Below are 19,180 nucleotides of genomic sequence, written 5' to 3' on the forward strand. Positions count from 1 at the left end.
GGCACGGCAATCCCCCGCCGGGATGGGCGGGGGCGAGGGTGGGTGCGGGGGTTCAGCGGCGCAGCATGCGGCTGCCGATCATGCCGGCCAGGCCGACCAGTCCGGCCTTCACCAGGGGGCTGCTGAGCATCCCGCCGGGCGCGAACGCGGCCTCCAGGGGGCTCTTGCCGTCCTGCGCGGGGGCCTGCGCGGTCTTCGTGTAGGCGTCCACGAGGTCGTTGTCGTCGTCGTGCCGGACCTGCGTGACGGGGTTGGCGGGGCTGCGCACGATGGCGTCGCCCATCTCGCGGCGCTGGTCGGGGCTCATGCCGCCCACGTACTCGCGCAGGATCTGGTTGCGTTCCTCGGGGCTGGCCTGCTGCAGGTACTCCTGGATGTACGCGGCGGCTTCCTGCGGGCTGACCTGCCCGTCGCCGTTCGTGTCGCGCGGGTCGAGTCGGGCCATCTGCTCGTGACGGTCTTTCTGCTGGAAGAACATAGGGGGCACCTCCGGTGCGGGTCGCGCGTCCGCTGCCGGATCACGCTGGGAAGTTCGGATGGAACGCCGCTCACGCTACGCCGCGTGCCCGCTCTCGGGCGTGAGTGGGGCCTTCAGCGGCGTTCATGGGTGGAACCCGCGCGCGGGGCGCTACAGTTGCAGGGATGCGGTCACTGGTGCTGATTGGTCACGGCTCTCACCTGAACGGGGAATCGGCGGTCGCCGTGTACCGGTACGCGGACCTGCTGCGCGGGCGCGGCCTGTTCGACGAGGTGATCGAGGGGTACTGGAAGGAGGAACCGTCGCTGCGGCAGGTGCTGAAGACGACCGCCAGCACCGACGTGACCGTGATCCCGATGTTCATCAGCGAGGGGTACTTCACCGAGACGGTCATCCCGCGTGAACTGGGCCTGGGCCACCAGGGCCCCGTGCCGCCCGAGGGCATCGCGCGGGTGATCGGGGGGCGCACCGTGCGCTACACCCAGCCGTACGGCGTGCACCCGGGCATGGCGGACGTGATCGAGGCCCGCGCCCGCGAGGTCCTGCCGGAACTCGGCCCGGACGGCCCGACGGACGGGGTGGACACGGCGCTGATCGTGCTGGGGCACGGCACGACCCGCAACGAGAACAGCAGCCGCGTGATCGTCGAGAACGCCGCGCGCCTGCGCGAATCGGGGCTGTTCAGTGAGGTGCACGCCCTGTTCCTCGACGAGGAGCCGCGCGTGACCGGCTGGCCGGACCTGGTGCGCGCCCCGCGCGTGGTGATCGTGCCGTTCTTCGCGTCCGAGGGCTGGCACACCCTGGAGACCATCCCGCAGGACCTGGGCCTGACGGGCACGGTCACGGACTTCCCCGGCCAGCCGCACGGGGATCAGCGGGTGTTCTACGCCCGCCCGGTCGGCACGCACGCGGCGGTCGCGGACGTGATCGTGCACCTGGCGGAGGAGGCGCGCGGCGCCGGCGGTCCCGGCGGGGACACCGAGCGTGGGCACGAGGCGGCGTGGCAGGCGTTCCTGAAGCTCGCCCGGCGGGGCGCGCGGGTGGGCGAACTGCTGATCACGCCGGAACTGGGCGTGTTCGAGGTCCGGCACGCGCTGGACGAGGGCCGCCCCGGCGGGGACCTGATGACCCTGGTGACGCCCGAGGGCGTGCGGGACCGGGTGCGGGTCACGGACGGCGGCGAGCACCGCCCGGTGCACACGCTGCGCAATCTGCCGCGCGGCTGGCGGGCCGTCCTGAACGAGGCGGACCTGCGCCGCGCCGTGCATTACACCTACCCGGCGGTCGTGGAGGAAACGTACGCGCACGGCTGCCACGCGCTGCGCCCCACCCCCTGGGCGACGACCGCGCGGCGGCAGACGGGCATCTACGCGAAGGTGCAGCGCGCCGTGCCCGAGCAGGTCGAGCGGGTCGCGGAGCGGGTGTGCGCCGGGTGCCTGCGCACGCGCCTGTGGGCCGGGGAGCGCCTGACGCACTCGTTCCTGGACAGCGTGCCGGGCGGGATGCCCTGCGCGGAGGCCTGCACGTTCCTGGTCGCCGAGGTCCGCGAGGAGATCGCGCGGAAGAAAGCGGCGGCCAGCGACGACTGACGGTGGGCGGGCCCCCGGCGGGGGGTTCGTCCAAGTCCTCTGAACACCCCGGCATGTGCCTCATGCGGGGGTGTTACGCTGCGCAGCGGTGACCGCCCTGTTCGGGGCGGGCATACATCTTCTCTTCCACCCGCGTCCTGTGAGACGCCCCGCACCCCACGCACCGGGAGCGGTAAGCCCGTCCGAGAGACGGCGATGGAGGCCTGCACATGCTCAGCACTGCGACATTCCAGCGTCGCCCCGCCTGCCGGGGGACGCGTTTCCTACATTCCGGGGAGCGCGTCCTCCCCACGGAGGCCGTATGACCGACAGAGGCGAACTGAAGTACGAGGGGAAAGCCAAGCGCGTCTACGCCACCGCCGCCCCGGACGAGTACGTCGTGGAGTACAAGGACGACGCGACCGCCTTCAACGGCGTCAAGAAAGCCCAGATCGGGGGCAAGGGCGCCATCAACAACGCGATCACCGCGCACCTGTTCCCGCAGCTGGAGGCCGCCGGGGTGCCCACGCACTTCCTGGAGCTGCTGTCCACCACCGAGCAGCGCGTGCGGGCCGTGACGATCATTCCTGTGGAAGTCATCGTGCGGAACGTGGCCGCCGGGTCGTTCAGCAAACGCCTGGGCGTCGAGGAAGGCACCGAACTGTCCCGCCCGGTCGTGGAGTACTGCTACAAGAGCGACGCGCTGGGCGACCCGCTGATCAACACGGACACCGCCGTCGCGCTCGGCTGGGCCACGCCCGAGCAGCTCTCGCGCATCCGTGAACTGGCGCTGAACGTGCAGGCGTTCCTGGTGCCGTACTTCGCGGCGCGCGGCGTGCGACTCATCGACTTCAAGCTGGAGTTCGGCACGCTCGCGGACGGCACGGTCGTCCTGGCCGACGAGATCAGCCCCGACACCTGCCGCTTCTGGGACGCCCAGACGAACGAGAAGATGGACAAGGACCGCTTCCGCCGCGACCTCGGCGGCGTGGAAGACGCCTACGCCGAGATGCTCCGGCGCGTGACCGCGCCTGCCAGTTGATGGTTGAAAGTTGACAGGTCGCAGCGTCGATCCGTCCGCCCTTTTCCATCAACCATCACCTCTCAACCATCAACCATCTGCCCTCCGAAGGAGCCCCACCATGTCCACCTTTAAAGCGAAAGTGTTCGTGACCCTGAAGCCCAGCATTCTCGACCCGCAGGGCCGCACCGTGGAGCGGGCGCTGTCTCACCTGGATCACGGGAACGTGGGTGGGGTGCGCGTCGGGAAGTACATTGAACTGACCCTCTCGGGCAGCCGCGCGGAGGTGGAGGCGCAGCTGAAGGACATCACCGAGAACGTGCTGAGCAACCCCGTGATGGAGGACGCCCGCTGGGAGCTGAGTGAGGAGCTGGTCGGGGCGTGAAGACGGCCGTCATCCAGTTTCCCGGCAGCAACTGCGACGGCGACGCGCTGCACGCCGCGCAGCTGCTCCTTGATCAGGACGCGCAGTTCGTGTGGCACACCGAGGCCGGACTCCCGCAGGGCACGGAGCTGGTGTTCCTGCCCGGCGGGTTCAGTTACGGCGATCACCTGCGCAGCGGCGCGATTGCCGCGCGCAGCCCGATCATGCAGGCCGTCAAGGCGCACGCCGAACGCGGCGGGTTCGTGCTGGGCGTCTGCAACGGCTTCCAGGTGCTGACCGAGTCCGGCCTGCTACCCGGCGCCCTGAGCCGCAACCGGGACCTGCACTTCCTGTGCCGCCCCGTGCACCTGCGCGTCGAGAACACCAGCACCGCGTTTACCGGCGCGTACACGAAGGGGCAGGTCATCGAGGTGCCCATCGCGCACGGCGAGGGCAACTACTACGCCGACCCCGAGACGGTCGCGCGGCTGGAAGGTGAGGGGCAGGTCGTGTTCCGGTACACCGACAACCCGAACGGCAGCCTGAACGACATCGCCGGGATCGTCAGCGCGCGCGGAAACGTGCTCGGCATGATGCCCCACCCCGAGCGGGCCGTGGAGGCCCTGCTGGGCAGCGAGGACGGGCGGGGTCTGTTCGACAGCCTGAAGGGCGCGCTGGTGTCCCGGTGACCCCCCCGTCGCCCGGCGCCGTGACGGCCTACCTGGCCGAGCAGTTCCGCAGCGAACTGGAGATGTTCCGCGCCGCGCTGGAGCAGACGCCGGGCGACGCCTTCCACACGCCCCGCCTGGGCCACAGCCCCGCGTGGCACGCGCTGCACATCGCCGAGTGGCTGCGCCTGATGGTGCTGGACGACCGCACGCCGACCTACCACCACCTGGGGTGGGAGGACAACGCCCGCGTGCAGGCCCTCGGCACCCAGCCTGCCCCCGTCCGCGAGAGCGACCCGCGCGAACAGATCCTGGCCGCGCTGATTGAGACCGGCGCGCAGGTCGTCGCGTGGCTGGAACAGGCCGACGACAGCGCCCTGGACGGCGAGGTCTTCAGCGCCGCCACCCCCAGCGGCACCCGCCCCCGCCGCCTCGCCCTCGGCATGCAGCTGCGCCACATCGGCTACCACCGCGGCCAGCTGAACCTCCTGCTGAAGGCCTGACATGACCGATCCGCGCCAGCCCCTGATGACACAGCCCCTGTCCACGCAGTCCCTGATCGTGCAGCTGCTCGACGCCGAGTTCACGGCGTTCGAGGCGGCGCTGCACGCCTGCCCGGACGCCCTGTTCGGCCAGGCGCCGCGCGTCGGGCACCGGGTCGCGTGGCATGCGCTGCACGTCATGGACTGGACGCGGGCCACCATCCAGCCCGGCCTGACCGGCCCTGACCCGGCCCACACCTTCGGGTACCTGGGCTTCGAGGACACCGACTGGGCACGCGCCGCGCACGGCCCGACCCTGGCCGAGGAGACCGACGCGCCCGCCCTGATCCGCGCCGCCGTGAGTGGCGTGTTCAACGCGGCGCGGCGGGACCTGCGGGCCGCCCCAGCCGGGCGGTTCGATCCGGACGCGACGTTCCAGATGTTTCACAAACGGCGGGATGTGACCGGCAGTGTCACGTACCACCTTCGCCACACCGCCTACCACCGGGGCCAGATCGCCCTGGTCACCAAGGAGCTTCAATGACGCAAGCCGCCACCCTCCGCGACCGTGCGGGCACGTTTGGCCTGTCCACCGAAGAATTCGACCTGCTCGTCTCGCGTATCGGCCGGGAGCCGAATGCACTGGAGGCCGCCATCGTGGGGGCCATGTGGAGCGAGCACTGTGGGTACAAGAACAGCCGTCCGCTGTTCCGTCACTTCCCCACGACGGGGCCGCAGGTGCTGCAGGGTCCCGGTGAGAACGCGGGCGTGGTGGATATCGGGGACGGGTGGGGCGTGGCGTTCAAGATGGAAAGCCACAACCACCCGTCGGCGGTGGAGCCGGTGCAGGGCGCGGCGACGGGCGTGGGCGGCATCCTGCGCGACATCTTCGCGATGGGCGCCCGTCCGTTCGCGGTGCTGGACTCCCTGCGATTCGGGAACCCGGACAGCCCCCGCACGCGCTTCCTGCTGAACGGCGTGGTCGAGGGCATCGCGCACTACGGCAACGCGATCGGCGTGCCGACGGTGGGCGGCGAGGTGACCTTCCACCCCAGTTACCAGGAGAACCCGCTGGTGAACGTGATGGCGCTGGGCCTGCTGCGCCACGAGGATCTGGCGAAGGGGACGATGGGCGAGGTCGGGAACACCATCGTGTACGTCGGGTCCAAGACCGGCCGGGACGGGCTGGGTGGCGCGGTGTTCGCGTCCGCCGACCTCAGCAATGCCAGTCAGGCGGACCGCCCGGCGGTGCAGGTGGGCGACCCGTTCATGGAGAAACTGCTGCTGGAGGCGACGCTGGAGGCCATCCAGGCGGGCGTCGTGGCGGGCGTGCAGGACATGGGCGCGGCCGGACTGGTGAGCAGCACCTGCGAGATGGCGTACCGCGCCGGGCTGGGCATCACCATGGACCTGGATCTGGTCCCCACCCGCGAGGACGGCATGGTGCCCATGGAACTGTGCCTGAGCGAGTCGCAGGAGCGCATGATCCTCGTGCCCGTCCCCGGCAAGGAGCAGGACCTGCTGGACCTGCTCGCCAAGTGGGAACTGGATGTCGTGACCATCGGCCAGGTGGAGGAGCACACGAACTACCGCCTGACGTGGCGCGGCGAGGTCGTCTGCGACCTTCCCGTGGACCTGCTGAACGAGGCGCCCAAATACACCCGCGAGGGCATCGAATCCGACGAGATCAAAGCCAAGCGCGAACGTGACCTGAGCGGCGTGCCCGTCCCCGGCGACCTCGGCGCGGTCCTCACCGACCTGCTGAGTCACCCGACGATTGCCAGCAAGCGCCCCATCTACCAGCGGTTCGACCATCAGGTCATGACGAACACCGTCGTCGTGCCCGGCGCCGCCGACGCCGCCGTCATGCGCGTCAAGGGCAGCCCCATGGGCGTCGCCGCGACCAGCGACTGCAACCCGCGCTTCGTGTACCTCGACCCGTACACCGGGGCCGCCGCCGCCGTCGCCGAGGCCGCCCGCAACCTCGCCTGCGTGGGTGCCACCCCGCTGGCGATCACGGACAACCTCAACTTCGGGAACCCCCACCGGCCCGAGGTGTACTACCAGCTGGAACGCGCCGTGCACGGCATCGCCGACGCCTGCCGCGCCCTGAACACCCCCGTCACGGGCGGCAACGTCAGCCTGTACAACCAGTACACCGAAGGGGACGAACGCGTCGCCATCCACCCCACCCCCACCATCGGCATGGTCGGCGTCCTGCCCGACGTGACCAAACGCGCCACCCTGGACCTCAAGGGCGCCGGGCACACCCTGTACCTGATCGGCGAGCACGCCGACAGCATCGGCGCGAGCCAGTACCTCGAAACCGTCCACGGCCTCGAAGCCGGACACGTCCCCACCCTGGACCTGACCCGCGAACAGGCCGTCATCGACGCCACGCTGCATCTGATCCGCGCGGGCCTGACCGACACCGCGCACGACTGCGCCGAAGGCGGCCTCGCCGTCGCCCTGAGTGAAATGGCCATCGCCGGGAACACCGGCCTGACCGTCACCCTCGACGCGCCCACCACCACCCGCCCCGACGCCCTCCTGTACGGCGAAGCGCACGCCCGCATCCTCATCGCCACCCCCGACGACACCGGCACCGAAGCGGCCCTCAAGGCCCAGGGCGTCCCCTTCACCCGCCTCGGCACCACCGGCGGCGACACCGTCACCATTGCCCTCCCCACCCACCACATACACTTGAGCGTGACCCTCAGCGCCCTCACCCACGCCCACACCACCCCCCTCGCGGAGATCCTGGGATGACCGCACGCGGGCGGTGGGCGGGGACGTCAGTCTGGACGCCCCCTCACCCCCGGCCCCTCTCCCACGGGGGGAGAGGGGAGCACACCCCGCTGGCGGCAGTGACGGTGAATACTCTCCAGGACGCCCGGCAGGTTCTGCCTGACCTCGTTGTTCCAGAAGCGCAGCACCGTGAACCCACCCGCCTCCAGCACCCCCGTGCGGGCCGCGTCGTACGCGCGAGCGTCCTCCTCGGCGTGCTGTCCACCATCGAGTTCCACGATCAGACGCGCCTCGATACACACGAAGTCCACCACGTACCCACCCACCGGCCACTGCCGCCTGAACTTCAGGCCCAGCCGCCCCGCCCGCAGTTCACGCCACACCACCCGCTCCTCGGGCGTCTGATCGCGCCGCAACTGCCGCGCCCGCAACGTCCCGCGCCTCACCGCACGCACCGTCATACCGAACTGTACCGCCCCTCTCCCCTCTCCCCGCGTGGGAGAGGGGCCGGGGGTGAGGGGGCGACCAGACCGGCGTTCCCGCACCTCCCGTTCCTCTGGAGCCTCGCATGATCTTTGATCCGATTCTTGATAAGCCGCAGGACGAATGCGGTGTGTTTGGCATGTTCTCGCCGGAGCCGCAGGACCTCGCGTGGTTCACGTACCTGGGCCTGTTCGCCCTGCAGCACCGTGGGCAGGAGGCGGCGGGGATGTGCGTGTCGGACGGGGAGAAGTTCCACGTGGAGAAGGACCTGGGGCTGGTGACGCAGGTGTTCGACGAGCGGCGCCTGGACAGCGTGCGGCTGGCGAACGCGCGGGTGAGTATCGGGCACGTCCGGTACAGCACGACCGGAAGCAACCTGCGGTTCAACGCGCAGCCGCTGACGACCCGGACGAACAAGGGCATCCTGGGCCTGGCGCACAACGGGAACTTCGTGAACGCCCGCGAGGTCCGCAACGACATGCTGATGCAGGGGGCGCTGTTCCAGACGACGAACGACAGCGAGGTCATGCTGAACCTGATCGCCCGCGAGAGTCACATGGACCTGATCGAGGCGACCGCCGCCGCCATGAAACGCCTGAAGGGGGGCTTCGCGTGCGTGCTGATGAGCCGCACGCAACTGCTGGGCTTCCGCGACCCGAACGGCGTGCGCCCGCTGGTGATCGGGCAGCGGGACGACCACGCGTACGTGATTGCCAGCGAGCCGTGCGCGCTGTACGCCGTCGGTGCGCGCCTGATCCGTGACGTGCAACCCGGCGAACTCGTCTGGATCGACCGCACGGGCCTGCACTCGCTGATGGTCGCCCCCCGCCAGCCCACGCCGTGCGCGTTCGAGTGGATCTACTTCGCGCGCAGCGACAGCCAGCTGGACGGCGCGGACGCCCACGAAAGCCGCATCCGCATGGGCCACCAGCTCGCGAAGGAACACCCCGTGGACGCCGACATCGTCGTGCCCGTCCCGGACAGCGGCATCGGCGCCGCCATCGGCTACGCCCGCGAGAGCGGCATCCCGTTCGATTACGGCCTGTACAAGAACCCATACGCGGGCCGCACCTTCATCGCCCCGACGCAGGAAGCGCGCGAGTTGAAAGTCAAGATGAAACTCAGCCCCACCAGCGCCGTGCGCGGCAAACGCGTCGTCCTCGTGGACGACAGCATCGTGCGCGGCACCACCAGCCGCCAGATCGTGAACCTCCTGCGCGAAGCAGGCGCGACCGAGGTCCACTTCCGCGTCAGCAGCCCACCCATCAAGCACCCGTGCTTCTACGGCATCGACACCGCCGCCCGCAAGGAACTGGTCGCCAGTACGCACAGCATCGAGGAGATCCGCGACCTGATCGGGGCGGACACCCTGACGTTCATCAGTGAGCATGGCATCCGCGAAGCCGTCGGCGGCCCCGGCCTGTGCTTAGCATGCTTCAACGGGGAGTACCCGGCAGGCACCCCCCTGTTAAATGACGTGGACAAGCTGGCGCTGGAAGTCTGAACCCAGCCAGAACGAAGCATCGGCCTCGCGTGGAGGCCGATGCTTTTTAAATTACTATTCTAAATATAAGACCACTTCATTTAAAAAATTTCATACCGCTTCTTCTTGACTCTATTTCATTGATCGAAGTTTGTAGCATAATCAAATAGTAATCGTTTTTTGAGCCTGTATAGAACTCCACAATTTCTTCCAAAGATCTGCGCCCATTATCCCCATTAAACAGTATACTCTCTACTTTATCGATGTTCAAAAGCACGTTTTCCATTCTTAATATAGATTTTAATAGACCATTCCGATTAGTTTCATCTAACCAGTATGTTTTATACCGCGCTTGACACATTCCGACAGTAAGATTGAATCCCAGTGATATACCGAGGTATTCTACATATCTTAAATGCGCTGGCCTTAGCCATGATTCAACAAGAACAATAGCAACGGCGACTTGTGAATTTTCATTTAATCTATCATAGTAACTTTGCGGAATTTTATTCAGTGTCAGCGTCAGATAATTCGAGAATCTCAATTTTACGACCCCTTCTAATTTTGTCATCCAAGACTATTGGTGATAACACGGAAACCAAGAGTCCTATCATAACTCCCTGAACAGCAATATTCAGTATTGCAACTTCAAAAAACGATTTAAAATATCCCCACCAGTCACCTGTTCTGACAAATTGCATACTATCAAAATATCCCTTAAATAACAGAAAGCTGGAAATTAATAGGCAAAAAAATGATATAGTTGAAACAATAAGCTTTCTATTCTTAAATCCCACAGAATAAACATCATAATCAATAATTGACCTCGATATCTGTTCAAATCTTATTAAGATAATTAAAGCTGCAGCGAGAATAAATTCTTGTCTGGAGACAATCACACAACTAATCCAGCCGACAAAAAGCGGAAGCAACACAGATGAAATTAAAAATGAAACAGCGGCATTGGTTTTAAGATTTTTTGATATTTTAGCCACCTCATCATCTTCAGCTACGCCATCGTACTGCATAATATTGCTTCCATAATATCGAGCGATAATTGGATTTATACTTTCGAAAACAAAAGGGAAATATACTGGAGTATAATAATATTTTTTCAATCTTCTCAAATAATCAAGGCCAAAAAATGCTACAATAGGAATAAGCACAAATATCGGCCTTCCTGAAAATTCCAGCATAATCACCTTAAATACTTCTTCCATATTTTACCCCTCAGATACAGTCGTTTTTCAACTCGTATAAGATATAAATTTCTCAACTTATATCACGCAAGATCGCATACATTAAGCCGTCAAACGACTTGATGTCCCCCCTACTTCTAGTGTGGAAACATCATCTAAAATCCAATGATGCCCCCTATTCGTACGCAGATTCAACCCGGCGCGGTCGTAGATATCGTTCAGAAGCAGGATCAGCCGACCGGACGACTGACACAAGGCGTGGTGGCGGCGCTGCTGACGCGCTCGCCGTCGCATCCGCACGGGATCAAGGTGCGCCTGACGAGCGGGCAGGTCGGGCGCGTGCAGGCCGTGATCACGCCGAGCGAGTAGGTCTCGCCTCCCGGTTGCGCCTTCGCCTACGGAAAACATCCCTATTGTTCTGCACACTGCGATCATGGCAAATCTGCGGGTTTTGCGCAGCGCAATCTTGGCTGCCTCCCTTTTCTGCGCGGGGGCGGGGGCGCATCAGCCGTTGTTCAATCCGGGCAGTGGCACACTGGAAACGGCGTTCCGGGTGCCGCAGCCGACCGTGTCGAAGGTCATCACCGTGCAGGGCCGCGCGGGGGGCCGCGACTGGTACGCCCTATCGACCGGGGCGGGCTTCCGGCTGGACGTGGCGGTGTTCGTCAGTTCGGCGTGTGATGCGGCTTATCGCCCTCGCCTGTGGCTGGTGGGGCCGGGCGTGCCCGTGGGTTCGGGACAGCCGGACTTCGTGCCGGACGGCTGGGGCGCGGCGGGGGTGTCCGGGCCGTACTCGGCGTACTCGGGGCATGGCGTGGTGGGGTGGCGCGGGCCGACGCTGACGCGCACGCTGGGCGCCGGGACGCACTACCTGGTGGTGGAGCATGGCGCGCGGGGCGGGTGGTCGTTCATCTCCCTGGCGGGCGCGGAGGTGCCGGGCGGCACGCCGGAAGGCCGCGCGGCGCTGGGTCGCTTCGCCCGCTGCGGGGCGTGAGCGGGGGTGCGTGTTCAGGTGGTCTTCAGGGTGGTCTCACAGGGTGCGGTCGGGTACCGTCCCGGGGCGCCCGCTGCGGTTCTCTGAGGGGGTCCACAGGGCAGGCCCTTCCGCGCGCGGCGGGGCCTCAGGAACCGGGGCTGCGTGCCCCCCGTGTGCCGGTCCGCTCCGCGCGGCCGGGAGGAGAGGTCCGTCATGAAACTGCATAACATCCTGTATCTGGCCGGGTTCGCTTCCATTCTGATCAGCGCCACGCAGTACTTTCAGAACGAGTCCTCCGACAAGGAACGTGACGGTCTGTTCGTGGGTCACTGGGCGCCGACGTTCTTCATCCTGGGCAAGATCGCCGAGGATAAGGCCCGCCTGAACCGCAGCCTGACCGAGTAGTCCCGCCGGTGTACCTGTAGGCCCCGGACGGGGGTGCCCTGAGGTGGGCGCGCCGTCCGGGGGTGTTCGTTCAGGGGGCGTCGCGCGCGAGCCGCTTGGCGTTCTCCAGGACGTACCGGGCGATGTCCGGCAGTTGCTTTTCGATCAGCAGGCTGTCCATGACGTCCGAGCCGGGGTTGAAGTAGGCGTACGCGAAGGTCTGCCCGCCGGTCAGGCTGAGCAGGCCGCTCATGGTGACGTTCCGCCAGCCGCTGCCTGCCTTGCTGCCCCAGTAGGCGACTGCGGGGTCCTTGGTGCGGCAGCATCCTTTGGCGAGGGTGTCCCGCAGGAACGCTCGGTTGGTGGCATTGAGGCTGGGGTCGAGGTACATGCGGGTGAGCAACGTGGCCCATTCGCGTGGGGTGCTGCGGTTTTGCAGGTACACCTCGGTCTGGGGGTGGTAGGTGGGGTTGAAGAACGCGCGGTCGAGGTGGTCGAGGACGCGGTCGACGTTCAGGGTCTGCGCCTGTTGCACGGCGCGGGCGCGGATCTGGGCTTCCTGGGCGGGTGGGAGGGTGAAGGTCTGTTGCGCGCCGGTGTTCACGTCGGGGCCATAGAGCCCCTGGAGGAGTCCGGCCTGCGCGGCCCACCACGCCTTGGTGGTGGTGTTCACGCGGGTGTGGCACGCGCCCTGCGCGGTGACGAGGGTCTGGAGGCGGTCGGTGCCGTAGCGGAGATGCAGGACGTCGCTGGCGGTGTTCTCGCTCTGCACGATGGCCTGCGTGGCGAGGTTCTGCACGGTGCGCGTGCCCGGCTGGTACGCCTCGATGCTGCGGTTGGCTTCGGTGACGCTCAGGCGGGTGTTCAGGGTCAGGCGTCCGGCCGTTACGTCGCGCAGGGTGCCCCACAGGACGATCTGTTTGAAGGTGCTCGCCAGCGGGTACAGGCTATCCGGGTCGTTGGCGATGACGCGCAGGGGCGTGCCGGTGTGCGGGTCGATCTGCGCGAGGTAGAACCCGACCGGGCCGCTGGCGAAGGCGGGCGGCTGGTACGGCAGTTCCGGCACGGGCGCGGTGGCGCGGCAGGGCGTGACGGGGACGGGTTCGTACGTCGTCCAGGCTTCCTCGGGGTACACGTCCAAGGCGATGAACGGGGCGGGTCCCTCGACGCCCGCGCGGACGGGCGTCAGGTTCACGCGCAGCGGGCGGCCCTGCGCGCTGCGGATCTGGATGTCTTTGCCCTGCACGCGGATCTGGATCTGGTCCTGCGCGGTGGGCACCGTGCGGGTCAGGGTGGGCAGCGCCGCGCTGAACTTCAGGTCCGCGCCGGTCCCGCCGGGCGCCCAGCGGATCGTGCCGTCGCGGGCGCTCAGGCCGGTCAGGGTCAGGCGGTAGAACGGGCCGTGCCACGCGCCCTGCACGGCGGGGGCAGCGTGGGCGCCGCCCAGCAGCAGCGGAACGGTCAGGGCCAGGGGGGTCAGGCGGCGGGCCGGGCCGGGGGGCAGCGTGGGCATGGGGGGGCATGATGGCACGCGCCCGCCCGGTGGTGGGGTCCAGGTCAGTGAGGGGTGCGGACGCGGGGGCGGCGGGCGGGGAGGGTCATGCCCAGCCCGGTGAGCAGGCCGCCCAGCGCGGCGAGTCCGGCGGTGATCATGACGTTGTTCACGGGGCTGGGGCCCTCGTTGCTCTTGTTGGCGTACGCGACGGCGTGCAGCTGGTTGATGTCGATGACGTCCTTGCCGAGCAGCAGCGCGGCGGCGATCAGGATGATGATGCCGAACGTGACGATCAGGCGCGACAGGATCTGCATGACCCAGTGTATGCGGTGCGCGGCGCGTCCCTCCTCACCCTGCCGGGGGTGGGGCGCGCCGCAGGTGGGGCCCTCCAGGCTCACAGCGGCCTCCAGTTTCACCCGGGGGCCGACAGCGCGCCCCTGGCCTTCACGGCCAACCGCTGGTGTCGGCCGCGTCTCGCCCTGCCCGGTTCAGAGGGGGATGAGGGGATTCCTCCCCGCCCTCGCTGTCCGTGTTACAGGGTCAGGGTGCGGGTGGTGGTGGGGACGCGCCAGAAGCCGCTGCTGGCGGTGACGAACAGGGTCTTTCCGTCGGGGCCGCCGAAGGCGACGTTGCTGACCGTCTCGGGGAACAGGATGCGGCCCAGCGGCTGTCCGTCCGGGGTGAGGACGTGCACGCCGTCGGCGGCGCTGCTCCAGATGCGGCCCGCCTCGTCCAGGCGCAGGCCGTCGGTCTTGCCGGGGCTGACCGTGAAGTGCAGCCCATCCAGGGTCGCCTCGCCCTGGGGGGTGACGTGGTAGCGGTACGTGCCGGGGTTCTCGCCCGTGTCGGCCAGCAGCAGCGTGTCCGCACTGGCGAAGGCCAGTCCGTTGGGTTTGTGCCGGTCGCGGATGGGGGCGCTCAGGGTGCCGTCGGGGGCCAGGCGGAATACCCAGCGGCCGGGGATCTCCATGGGTTCGCCGCGTCCGCCCTCCTCGGGTTTGTCCAGGCCGTAGGTGGGGTCGGTGAACCACAGGCTGCCGTCGGGGTGCTGCACGACGTCGTTCGGGGAGTTGAAGCGGGCTCCCTCGAAGCGGTCGGCCAGGGTGGTCCAGCTGCCGTCGTGTTCCTGGCGCAGCAGCGCCCGCTGGCCGTGCGAGCAGGCGATCAGGCGGCCCTGGGCGTCCAGGGTGTGGCCGTTCTGGTAGTCGCTGGGGTTCAGTTCCTCCAGCAGCTGTCCGGCGTCGGTGTATGCCCAGGTGCGGTTCTGCCGCACGTCGCTGTAGATCATGCGCTGCCGGGCGGGGACGTAGGTGGGTCCCTCGGTCCAGGTGTGCCCGCTGCCGAGCTGTTCGGGCGCGGCGCCGTCCGGGAACAGGGAGTGGAAGTCCGGGTGGGCCGCCTGGAAGGCCGCGTGCGGGTCGGTGGTCATGCGTTCATGGTGGCGCGTTCCGCGCCGGGCCGGGTGGGGGTCGTGTGAACGGGTGTCCATGCTGGGGGGTGGTTACGCACGCGGGGACAAATTCCGGTGGGTGCGGGTGCCAATGCGCCGCGCGGGGGGCGGTATGCTGAGGCGTTATGACGCAGTCGCAGACGATCATGTCCGGCGGGAACGCGGCCTTCATCGAGGGCCTGTACGAGGCGTACCTGGCGGACCCCCAGAGTGTCGATCCGCAGTGGCGGACCTACTTCGACGAGTTGCGCGGCGGCGCGCACGAGACGCCGCACTCGGCCATCCAGCAGGCGTTCTACCAGCTGGGCACGCAGCGCCGCGGCGGGGCCGTGGTACCCGCGCCGCAGGGCGTGAGCGGCGCGCAGCAGGCGGCGGGCGCGCTGATCACGGCGTTCCGGGTGTACGGGCACATCAGCGCGCACACCAACCCCCTGAAGATGCGCGGCCTGCCCGTGGTGCCCGAGCTGACGCCCGAGTACTACGGCCTGTCCGCCGCGGACCTGAACGAGCAGGTGCAGGACGGGCCGTTCAGCGGGCCGCTGCGGGACGTGATCGCGCAGCTGCACGACACGTACTGCGGCCCGATCGGCTTCGAGTTCAACTACCTGCCGGCCAATGAGCGCGCGTGGTTCCAGGAGCGGGTGGAGGCCAACCGGGGCCGGGGCGTGTTCAGCCGCGACGAGCGCCGCCGACTGATGAGCAAACTGAACGCCGCCGAGGGCCTGGAACTGTACCTGAAGAACAAGTACCCGGGCGTGAAGCGTTTCGGTCTGGAGGGCGGCGAGTCCTTCATTCCGCTGCTGGACCGCATCATCCAGCAGGCCGGGGCGGCGGGCGTGAAGGAGGTCGTGCTGGGCATGGCCCACCGTGGCCGCCTGAACACCCTGGTGAACATCTTCGGGAAGCCCAGCAGCGTGCTGTTCGACGAGTTCGACGGGAAGAAGAAACTCAGCGACAACCCGGACGTGGCCGGGGACGTGAAGTACCACATGGGCTACTCCAGTGACGTGCGCACGCCCGGCGGCCCCATGCACCTGGCGCTGGCGTTCAACCCCAGCCACCTGGAAATCGTGTCGCCCGTCGTGCACGGCAGCGTCCGCGCCCGCCAGGACCGCCGCGGGGACGAGACCCGGCGCAGCGTGCTGCCCATCACCGTGCACGGTGACGCCGCCGTGAGCGGGCAGGGCGTGGTCATGGAGACCCTGAACCTGTCGCGCCTGCGTGGCTTCGCGACCGGTGGGGCGGTGCGCATCGTGATCAACAACCAGGTGGGCTTCACGATCAGCGACCCGCGCGACACCCGCAGCAGCCGTTACTGCACGGACGTCGCGAAGATCGCGAACGCGCCCGTGCTGCACGTGAACGGCGACGATCCCGAGGCGGTGGCGTTCTGCGGGGATCTGGCGCTGGCGTACCGGCAGGAGTTCGGCAAGGACGTGTTCATCGACCTGATCTGCTTCCGCCGCAACGGCCACAACGAGGGCGACGAGCCGCGCATGACCCAGCCGATCATGTACCGCGAGATCGACCAGCACCCGGGCACCCGCGCGCTGTACGCGAAGCGGCTGGAGGCCGAGGGTGTCCTGGCCGCCGGTGAGGGCGACGCGCTCGTCAACCGCTTCCGGGATCAGCTCGACGCCGGGGAATCGGTCGTCGAGGAGATGGAGAACGCCGCGCAGAGCAAGCTGGCGGTCGACTGGAGCGAGTACACCGGCACCCACTGGCGCGACGAGGTCAGCACCGCCGTCCCGCAGGAGAAACTCACCGCGCTGGGCCTGCAGCTCACCGAGGTGCCGGGCGACTTCAAGGTGCACCGCACCATCGAACGCACCGTCATCAAGCCCCGTCAGGCCATGGCCAGGGGCGAGCAGCCCCTCGACTGGGGCATGGGCGAGATGCTCGCGTACGCCACGCTGCTGGAAGAGGGCTTCGGCGTGCGCCTGGTCGGTCAGGACTCCGGGCGCGGCACCTTCGTGCACCGTCACGCCGTGCTGCACGACCAGAACGCGCAGGACCCCCTGAACGAGGAGTACATGGCGCTGGCGCACCTCAGCGCGGATCAGGGTCGCGTGGAAGTCATCGACTCCACCCTGTCCGAGGAGGCCGTCATGGCCTTCGAGTACGGGTACTCCACGAGCGAACCCAAGGCCCTGATCGCCTGGGAAGCGCAGTTCGGCGACTTCGCCAACGGCGCGCAGGCCGTCATCGACCAGTTCCTGAGCGCCGGTGAGAGCAAGTGGCAGCGCCTGAGCGGTCTGACCCTGCTCCTCCCCCACGGATACGAGGGCGCGGGCCCCGAGCACTCCAGCGCCCGCCTGGAACGCTACCTGCAGCTGTGCGCGCAGAAGAACATGCAGGTCGTGGTGCCTTCAAGCGCCGCGCAGATCTTCCACCTGCTGCGCCGTCAGGTGCTGCGCCCCTACCGCAAGCCGCTGATCGTCATGACGCCCAAGAGCCTGCTGCGCAACAAGGCCGCCATGAGCCCCCTGACCGACCTCGCCGAGGGCCGGTTCCACGAGGTCATCGGTGACCCCGAGGTCACGGGCGCCCGCCGCGTCGTCATCAGCAGCGGCAAACTCCACTGGGAACTCGTGGACGCCCGCGACGCCGACAAGGACGGCTACGCCGGGACCGCGCTGATCCGCCTGGAGCAGCTGTACCCCTTCCCCGCCGAGGCCCTCGCCGCCGAACTCGCGAAGCACCCCGGCGCGCAGGTCGTCTGGGCGCAGGAGGAACCCGAGAACCAGGGCGCGTGGCTGATGATCTGGGAGGACCTCGAGAAGGTCCTGGCGCCGGGGCAGACCCTCAAGGGCGCCACCCGTCCGCGCAGCGCCAGCACCGCCGCCGGATACGCCAGCGTGCACGCCAAGGAGCAGGCGAAGGTCATCGCCGACGCGCTGGGCGAGAAGGTCAGCCGCGAGGTCGTCGAGGAGCAGAAGGACCTCGCCGAGACCGCCAAACAGCAGGGCTGATCAGCCCGTCCCTGAAGCCGCGCCCCCGCAGTGGTCGGGGCGCGGCTTCGTCCGTGCATGAAGGAAGCGAGGGACATGTCCGGTCCCCCGCTTCAGGTGTGCGGCCCAGTTGCGCACGTCCACGACGTTTAAACCTTCCCTTCAACTTGAAGAAACCGCGCTCTCCCGGCTGAGCTACCGCCCCGGGTGGAGGGGCGGACAGGTTTCGAACCTGTGGCCTCGGTTTGGGGGAGGAAAGGTGCTTGATTGGACGTTCGGCCGCGAATGCTCAGGCTGGAGTGGAACGCTGAGCTTGAAGTGGGGCGCACCTGCCTCTGCCAGTTGGGCTACCCCGCCGCGTGGTGGCGGGCGCAGGACTTGAACCTGCACTGACGGTCGCTTCCCGGTTCAGGTTGAGTGTGAACCTCAACTTGGTCCTCCACCGCCCACTGTACTGGCGGCGCGGCGCGGTGTCATGCGCGCTTCGGCGTACGCCGGGCCGGACCACGCGAAACCGCGCCCCAGTTGGTCAGGGGCGCGGCGTGGACCGTGACGCTTCAGCTGTCGAGGAGATACGCGAAGACCTTCTCGCCGGGGGTCTGCGGCGTGACCTCGTAGGCGTTCGCTTCCTCGCGGGCGAACTTCACGGCCTGCTGCAGTTTCTGCACGCGGGTCTGCAACTCGTGGATGCGCTGGGCGGGCAGCGCGCCGCTGAACTTCACGGTCCGCCAGTAGCCCACCGTGACGTCCTCGTAATAGACCTCGACCTGCGCGGGGTGCTTGTCGGTCGCCTCTGCCTTGACGTGGTTGCGGGGCACCTTGCGGGTCCGCAGGGTCTGCACGGGCTCGGTGGCGTACGCGTCCGCGCCGGGATCGAAGGTCCAGCTCTCGCTGGCGTCCAGCACGGGCAGTTTACGCACGAAGGTGTTCAGGTCGTTCAGCTGCTTTTCCAGGAACAGCAGGTAACTGACCGGCACCTGCCGCAGCAGCACGCGCTCGCCGATCACGACGTCCGCCTTCGCCTCGCAGTTCGCCCAGTCCTTCGTGGCGGTCACGTCGAACAACTCGGTCAGGATGCCCGCCGTCTGCCGCAGGATGTCCTCGGCGCGGACCTGCACGCGGGTCGATTCGGGCGGCAGCGTCTCGCCTTCCTCGTCGCGGGGACGGTACGTGCGGGCGATGCCGCCCAGCAGGGTGGGTTTCTGAAGCTGGTGGTGCGCCTCGGTGAGTTCCGACAGCGAGCGGCTCTTGACGCCCTTCTCCACGGCGATGATCTGGTTCAGTCTGGGCATGTCGTGGCCCTCCTTGCAGGGTGTGCGGCGCCCGGAGGCGCGACCATCCCAGCGTATCCGGGCGCGCGCGGGACGGGATGCGCAGACTGGCGCAGTGAGGCGTAGGTCACCCGGCGGGTGCGGGGGCGGACCCCTCCC

The 19,180-nt window shown here is 67.5% G+C and carries 19 protein-coding genes; 12 read left to right on the plus strand and 7 right to left on the minus strand.

The genetic code is table 11. The annotated features are described in order from the left end of the window. Window positions 1-52: 52 nt before the first annotated feature. A complete protein-coding gene (locus EXW95_RS09490) occupies window positions 53-478 on the minus strand; it encodes a hypothetical protein (RefSeq protein WP_174367253.1) in 426 nt (141 codons plus the stop codon). 125 nt (window positions 479-603) lie between these two features. Between EXW95_RS09490 and EXW95_RS09495 the strand changes: the two genes are divergently transcribed. The 7 genes from EXW95_RS09495 to purL all read left to right on the plus strand — a co-directional run bounded on the left by EXW95_RS09495 (window position 604) and on the right by purL (window position 7,350). After that, complete coding sequence (locus tag EXW95_RS09495) at window positions 604-2,067, plus strand: DR2241 family protein (protein ID WP_174367254.1); 1,464 nt, start codon at window positions 604-606, stop codon at window positions 2,065-2,067. A gap of 301 nt (window positions 2,068-2,368) precedes the next feature. Next, window positions 2,369-3,088: a phosphoribosylaminoimidazolesuccinocarboxamide synthase gene (gene purC, locus EXW95_RS09500; RefSeq protein WP_174367255.1), complete on the plus strand. Its 720-nt coding sequence runs from the start codon at window positions 2,369-2,371 to the stop codon at window positions 3,086-3,088. A 100-nt stretch (window positions 3,089-3,188) separates the two neighbouring features. Continuing rightward, the gene (purS, locus tag EXW95_RS09505) at window positions 3,189-3,452 is read left to right on the plus strand and encodes a phosphoribosylformylglycinamidine synthase subunit PurS (RefSeq protein WP_119673141.1); all 264 of its coding nucleotides are present in this window, start codon (window positions 3,189-3,191) and stop codon (window positions 3,450-3,452) included. Further along, on the plus strand, window positions 3,449-4,120 hold the full coding sequence (purQ, locus tag EXW95_RS09510) for a phosphoribosylformylglycinamidine synthase subunit PurQ (RefSeq protein ID WP_174367256.1): 672 nt from the start codon (window positions 3,449-3,451) through the stop codon (window positions 4,118-4,120). Before purS ends, purQ begins: the two co-directional genes overlap by 4 nt. Continuing rightward, window positions 4,117-4,602 (plus strand): DinB family protein, encoded by a 486-nt coding sequence (locus tag EXW95_RS09515; RefSeq protein ID WP_371809991.1) that lies wholly within the window; start codon window positions 4,117-4,119, stop codon window positions 4,600-4,602. Before purQ ends, EXW95_RS09515 begins: the two co-directional genes overlap by 4 nt. A gap of 1 nt (window position 4,603) precedes the next feature. Next, on the plus strand, window positions 4,604-5,125 hold the full coding sequence (locus tag EXW95_RS09520; RefSeq protein ID WP_174367257.1) for a DinB family protein: 522 nt from the start codon (window positions 4,604-4,606) through the stop codon (window positions 5,123-5,125). After that, complete coding sequence (gene purL / locus EXW95_RS09525; RefSeq protein WP_174367258.1) at window positions 5,122-7,350, plus strand: phosphoribosylformylglycinamidine synthase subunit PurL; 2,229 nt, start codon at window positions 5,122-5,124, stop codon at window positions 7,348-7,350. The genes EXW95_RS09520 and purL overlap by 4 nt, the downstream gene beginning before the upstream one ends. A 26-nt stretch (window positions 7,351-7,376) precedes the next feature. Here purL and EXW95_RS09530 read toward each other — a convergent pair whose 3' ends face one another. After that, on the minus strand, window positions 7,377-7,790 hold the full coding sequence (locus EXW95_RS09530; protein WP_174367259.1) for an endonuclease domain-containing protein: 414 nt from the start codon (window positions 7,788-7,790) through the stop codon (window positions 7,377-7,379). 107 nt (window positions 7,791-7,897) lie between these two features. Between EXW95_RS09530 and purF the strand changes: the two genes are divergently transcribed. Beyond that, a complete protein-coding gene (purF, locus tag EXW95_RS09535; protein WP_174367260.1) occupies window positions 7,898-9,316 on the plus strand; it encodes an amidophosphoribosyltransferase in 1,419 nt (472 codons plus the stop codon). A gap of 485 nt (window positions 9,317-9,801) precedes the next feature. Here the strand turns inward: purF and EXW95_RS09540 are convergent, their stop codons facing one another. After that, window positions 9,802-10,515 carry a hypothetical protein gene (locus EXW95_RS09540; RefSeq protein ID WP_174367261.1) on the minus strand — a complete coding sequence of 238 codons (714 nt, stop codon included), beginning with the start codon at window positions 10,513-10,515 and terminating at the stop codon, window positions 9,802-9,804. Between the two features lie 147 nt (window positions 10,516-10,662). On the opposite strand from EXW95_RS09540, the gene EXW95_RS09545 reads away from it, so the two are divergent. From EXW95_RS09545 to EXW95_RS09555, 3 genes are all read left to right on the plus strand, one after another. After that, window positions 10,663-10,863, plus strand: a complete 201-nt coding sequence (locus EXW95_RS09545) for a YwbE family protein (protein ID WP_174367262.1) — start codon at window positions 10,663-10,665, stop codon at window positions 10,861-10,863. Between the two features lie 97 nt (window positions 10,864-10,960). Continuing rightward, window positions 10,961-11,488 (plus strand): hypothetical protein, encoded by a 528-nt coding sequence (locus EXW95_RS09550; RefSeq protein WP_174367263.1) that lies wholly within the window; start codon window positions 10,961-10,963, stop codon window positions 11,486-11,488. A gap of 195 nt (window positions 11,489-11,683) precedes the next feature. After that, the gene (locus EXW95_RS09555; protein ID WP_046843961.1) at window positions 11,684-11,875 is read left to right on the plus strand and encodes a hypothetical protein; all 192 of its coding nucleotides are present in this window, start codon (window positions 11,684-11,686) and stop codon (window positions 11,873-11,875) included. Between the two features lie 70 nt (window positions 11,876-11,945). On the opposite strand, the gene EXW95_RS09560 is transcribed toward EXW95_RS09555, so the two are convergent. The 3 genes from EXW95_RS09560 to EXW95_RS09570 all read right to left on the minus strand — a co-directional run bounded on the left by EXW95_RS09560 (window position 11,946) and on the right by EXW95_RS09570 (window position 14,778). Then, complete coding sequence (locus tag EXW95_RS09560; RefSeq protein ID WP_174367264.1) at window positions 11,946-13,367, minus strand: serine hydrolase; 1,422 nt, start codon at window positions 13,365-13,367, stop codon at window positions 11,946-11,948. A 44-nt stretch (window positions 13,368-13,411) separates the two neighbouring features. Further along, window positions 13,412-13,747, minus strand: a complete 336-nt coding sequence (locus tag EXW95_RS09565; RefSeq protein ID WP_254605568.1) for a hypothetical protein — start codon at window positions 13,745-13,747, stop codon at window positions 13,412-13,414. Between the two features lie 134 nt (window positions 13,748-13,881). Then, window positions 13,882-14,778, minus strand: a complete 897-nt coding sequence (locus tag EXW95_RS09570; RefSeq protein ID WP_174367265.1) for an SMP-30/gluconolactonase/LRE family protein — start codon at window positions 14,776-14,778, stop codon at window positions 13,882-13,884. 146 nt (window positions 14,779-14,924) lie between these two features. Here EXW95_RS09570 and EXW95_RS09575 point away from each other — a divergent pair, with 146 nt between their 5' ends. Then, a complete protein-coding gene (locus EXW95_RS09575; protein WP_174367266.1) occupies window positions 14,925-17,771 on the plus strand; it encodes a 2-oxoglutarate dehydrogenase E1 component in 2,847 nt (948 codons plus the stop codon). A gap of 536 nt (window positions 17,772-18,307) precedes the next feature. Here EXW95_RS09575 and EXW95_RS09580 read toward each other — a convergent pair. Beyond that, the gene (locus tag EXW95_RS09580; protein ID WP_174367267.1) at window positions 18,308-19,042 is read right to left on the minus strand and encodes a hypothetical protein; all 735 of its coding nucleotides are present in this window, start codon (window positions 19,040-19,042) and stop codon (window positions 18,308-18,310) included. Between the last annotated feature and the right edge of the window lie 138 nt (window positions 19,043-19,180).

It is taken from the genome of Deinococcus sp. JMULE3 (assembly GCF_013337115.1).
In the GTDB taxonomy this organism is placed as follows: domain Bacteria; phylum Deinococcota; class Deinococci; order Deinococcales; family Deinococcaceae; genus Deinococcus.

Coding starts and splice junctions, on each gene's coding strand:
- purS (WP_119673141.1), top strand. CDS start 3,189: ATGTCCACCTTTAAAGCGAAAGTGTTCGTGACCCTGAAGCCCAGCATT.
- EXW95_RS09540 (WP_174367261.1), bottom strand. CDS start 10,515: ATGGAAGAAGTATTTAAGGTGATTATGCTGGAATTTTCAGGAAGGCCG.
- EXW95_RS09555 (WP_046843961.1), top strand. CDS start 11,684: ATGAAACTGCATAACATCCTGTATCTGGCCGGGTTCGCTTCCATTCTG.
- EXW95_RS09545 (WP_174367262.1), top strand. CDS start 10,663: ATGCCCCCTATTCGTACGCAGATTCAACCCGGCGCGGTCGTAGATATC.
- EXW95_RS09560 (WP_174367264.1), bottom strand. CDS start 13,367: ATGCCCACGCTGCCCCCCGGCCCGGCCCGCCGCCTGACCCCCCTGGCC.
- EXW95_RS09490 (WP_174367253.1), bottom strand. CDS start 478: ATGTTCTTCCAGCAGAAAGACCGTCACGAGCAGATGGCCCGACTCGAC.
- purL (WP_174367258.1), top strand. CDS start 5,122: ATGACGCAAGCCGCCACCCTCCGCGACCGTGCGGGCACGTTTGGCCTG.
- EXW95_RS09575 (WP_174367266.1), top strand. CDS start 14,925: ATGACGCAGTCGCAGACGATCATGTCCGGCGGGAACGCGGCCTTCATC.
- EXW95_RS09570 (WP_174367265.1), bottom strand. CDS start 14,778: ATGACCACCGACCCGCACGCGGCCTTCCAGGCGGCCCACCCGGACTTC.
- purC (WP_174367255.1), top strand. CDS start 2,369: ATGACCGACAGAGGCGAACTGAAGTACGAGGGGAAAGCCAAGCGCGTC.
- EXW95_RS09520 (WP_174367257.1), top strand. CDS start 4,604: ATGACCGATCCGCGCCAGCCCCTGATGACACAGCCCCTGTCCACGCAG.
- purF (WP_174367260.1), top strand. CDS start 7,898: ATGATCTTTGATCCGATTCTTGATAAGCCGCAGGACGAATGCGGTGTG.
- EXW95_RS09495 (WP_174367254.1), top strand. CDS start 604: ATGGGTGGAACCCGCGCGCGGGGCGCTACAGTTGCAGGGATGCGGTCA.
- EXW95_RS09530 (WP_174367259.1), bottom strand. CDS start 7,790: ATGACGGTGCGTGCGGTGAGGCGCGGGACGTTGCGGGCGCGGCAGTTG.
- EXW95_RS09580 (WP_174367267.1), bottom strand. CDS start 19,042: ATGCCCAGACTGAACCAGATCATCGCCGTGGAGAAGGGCGTCAAGAGC.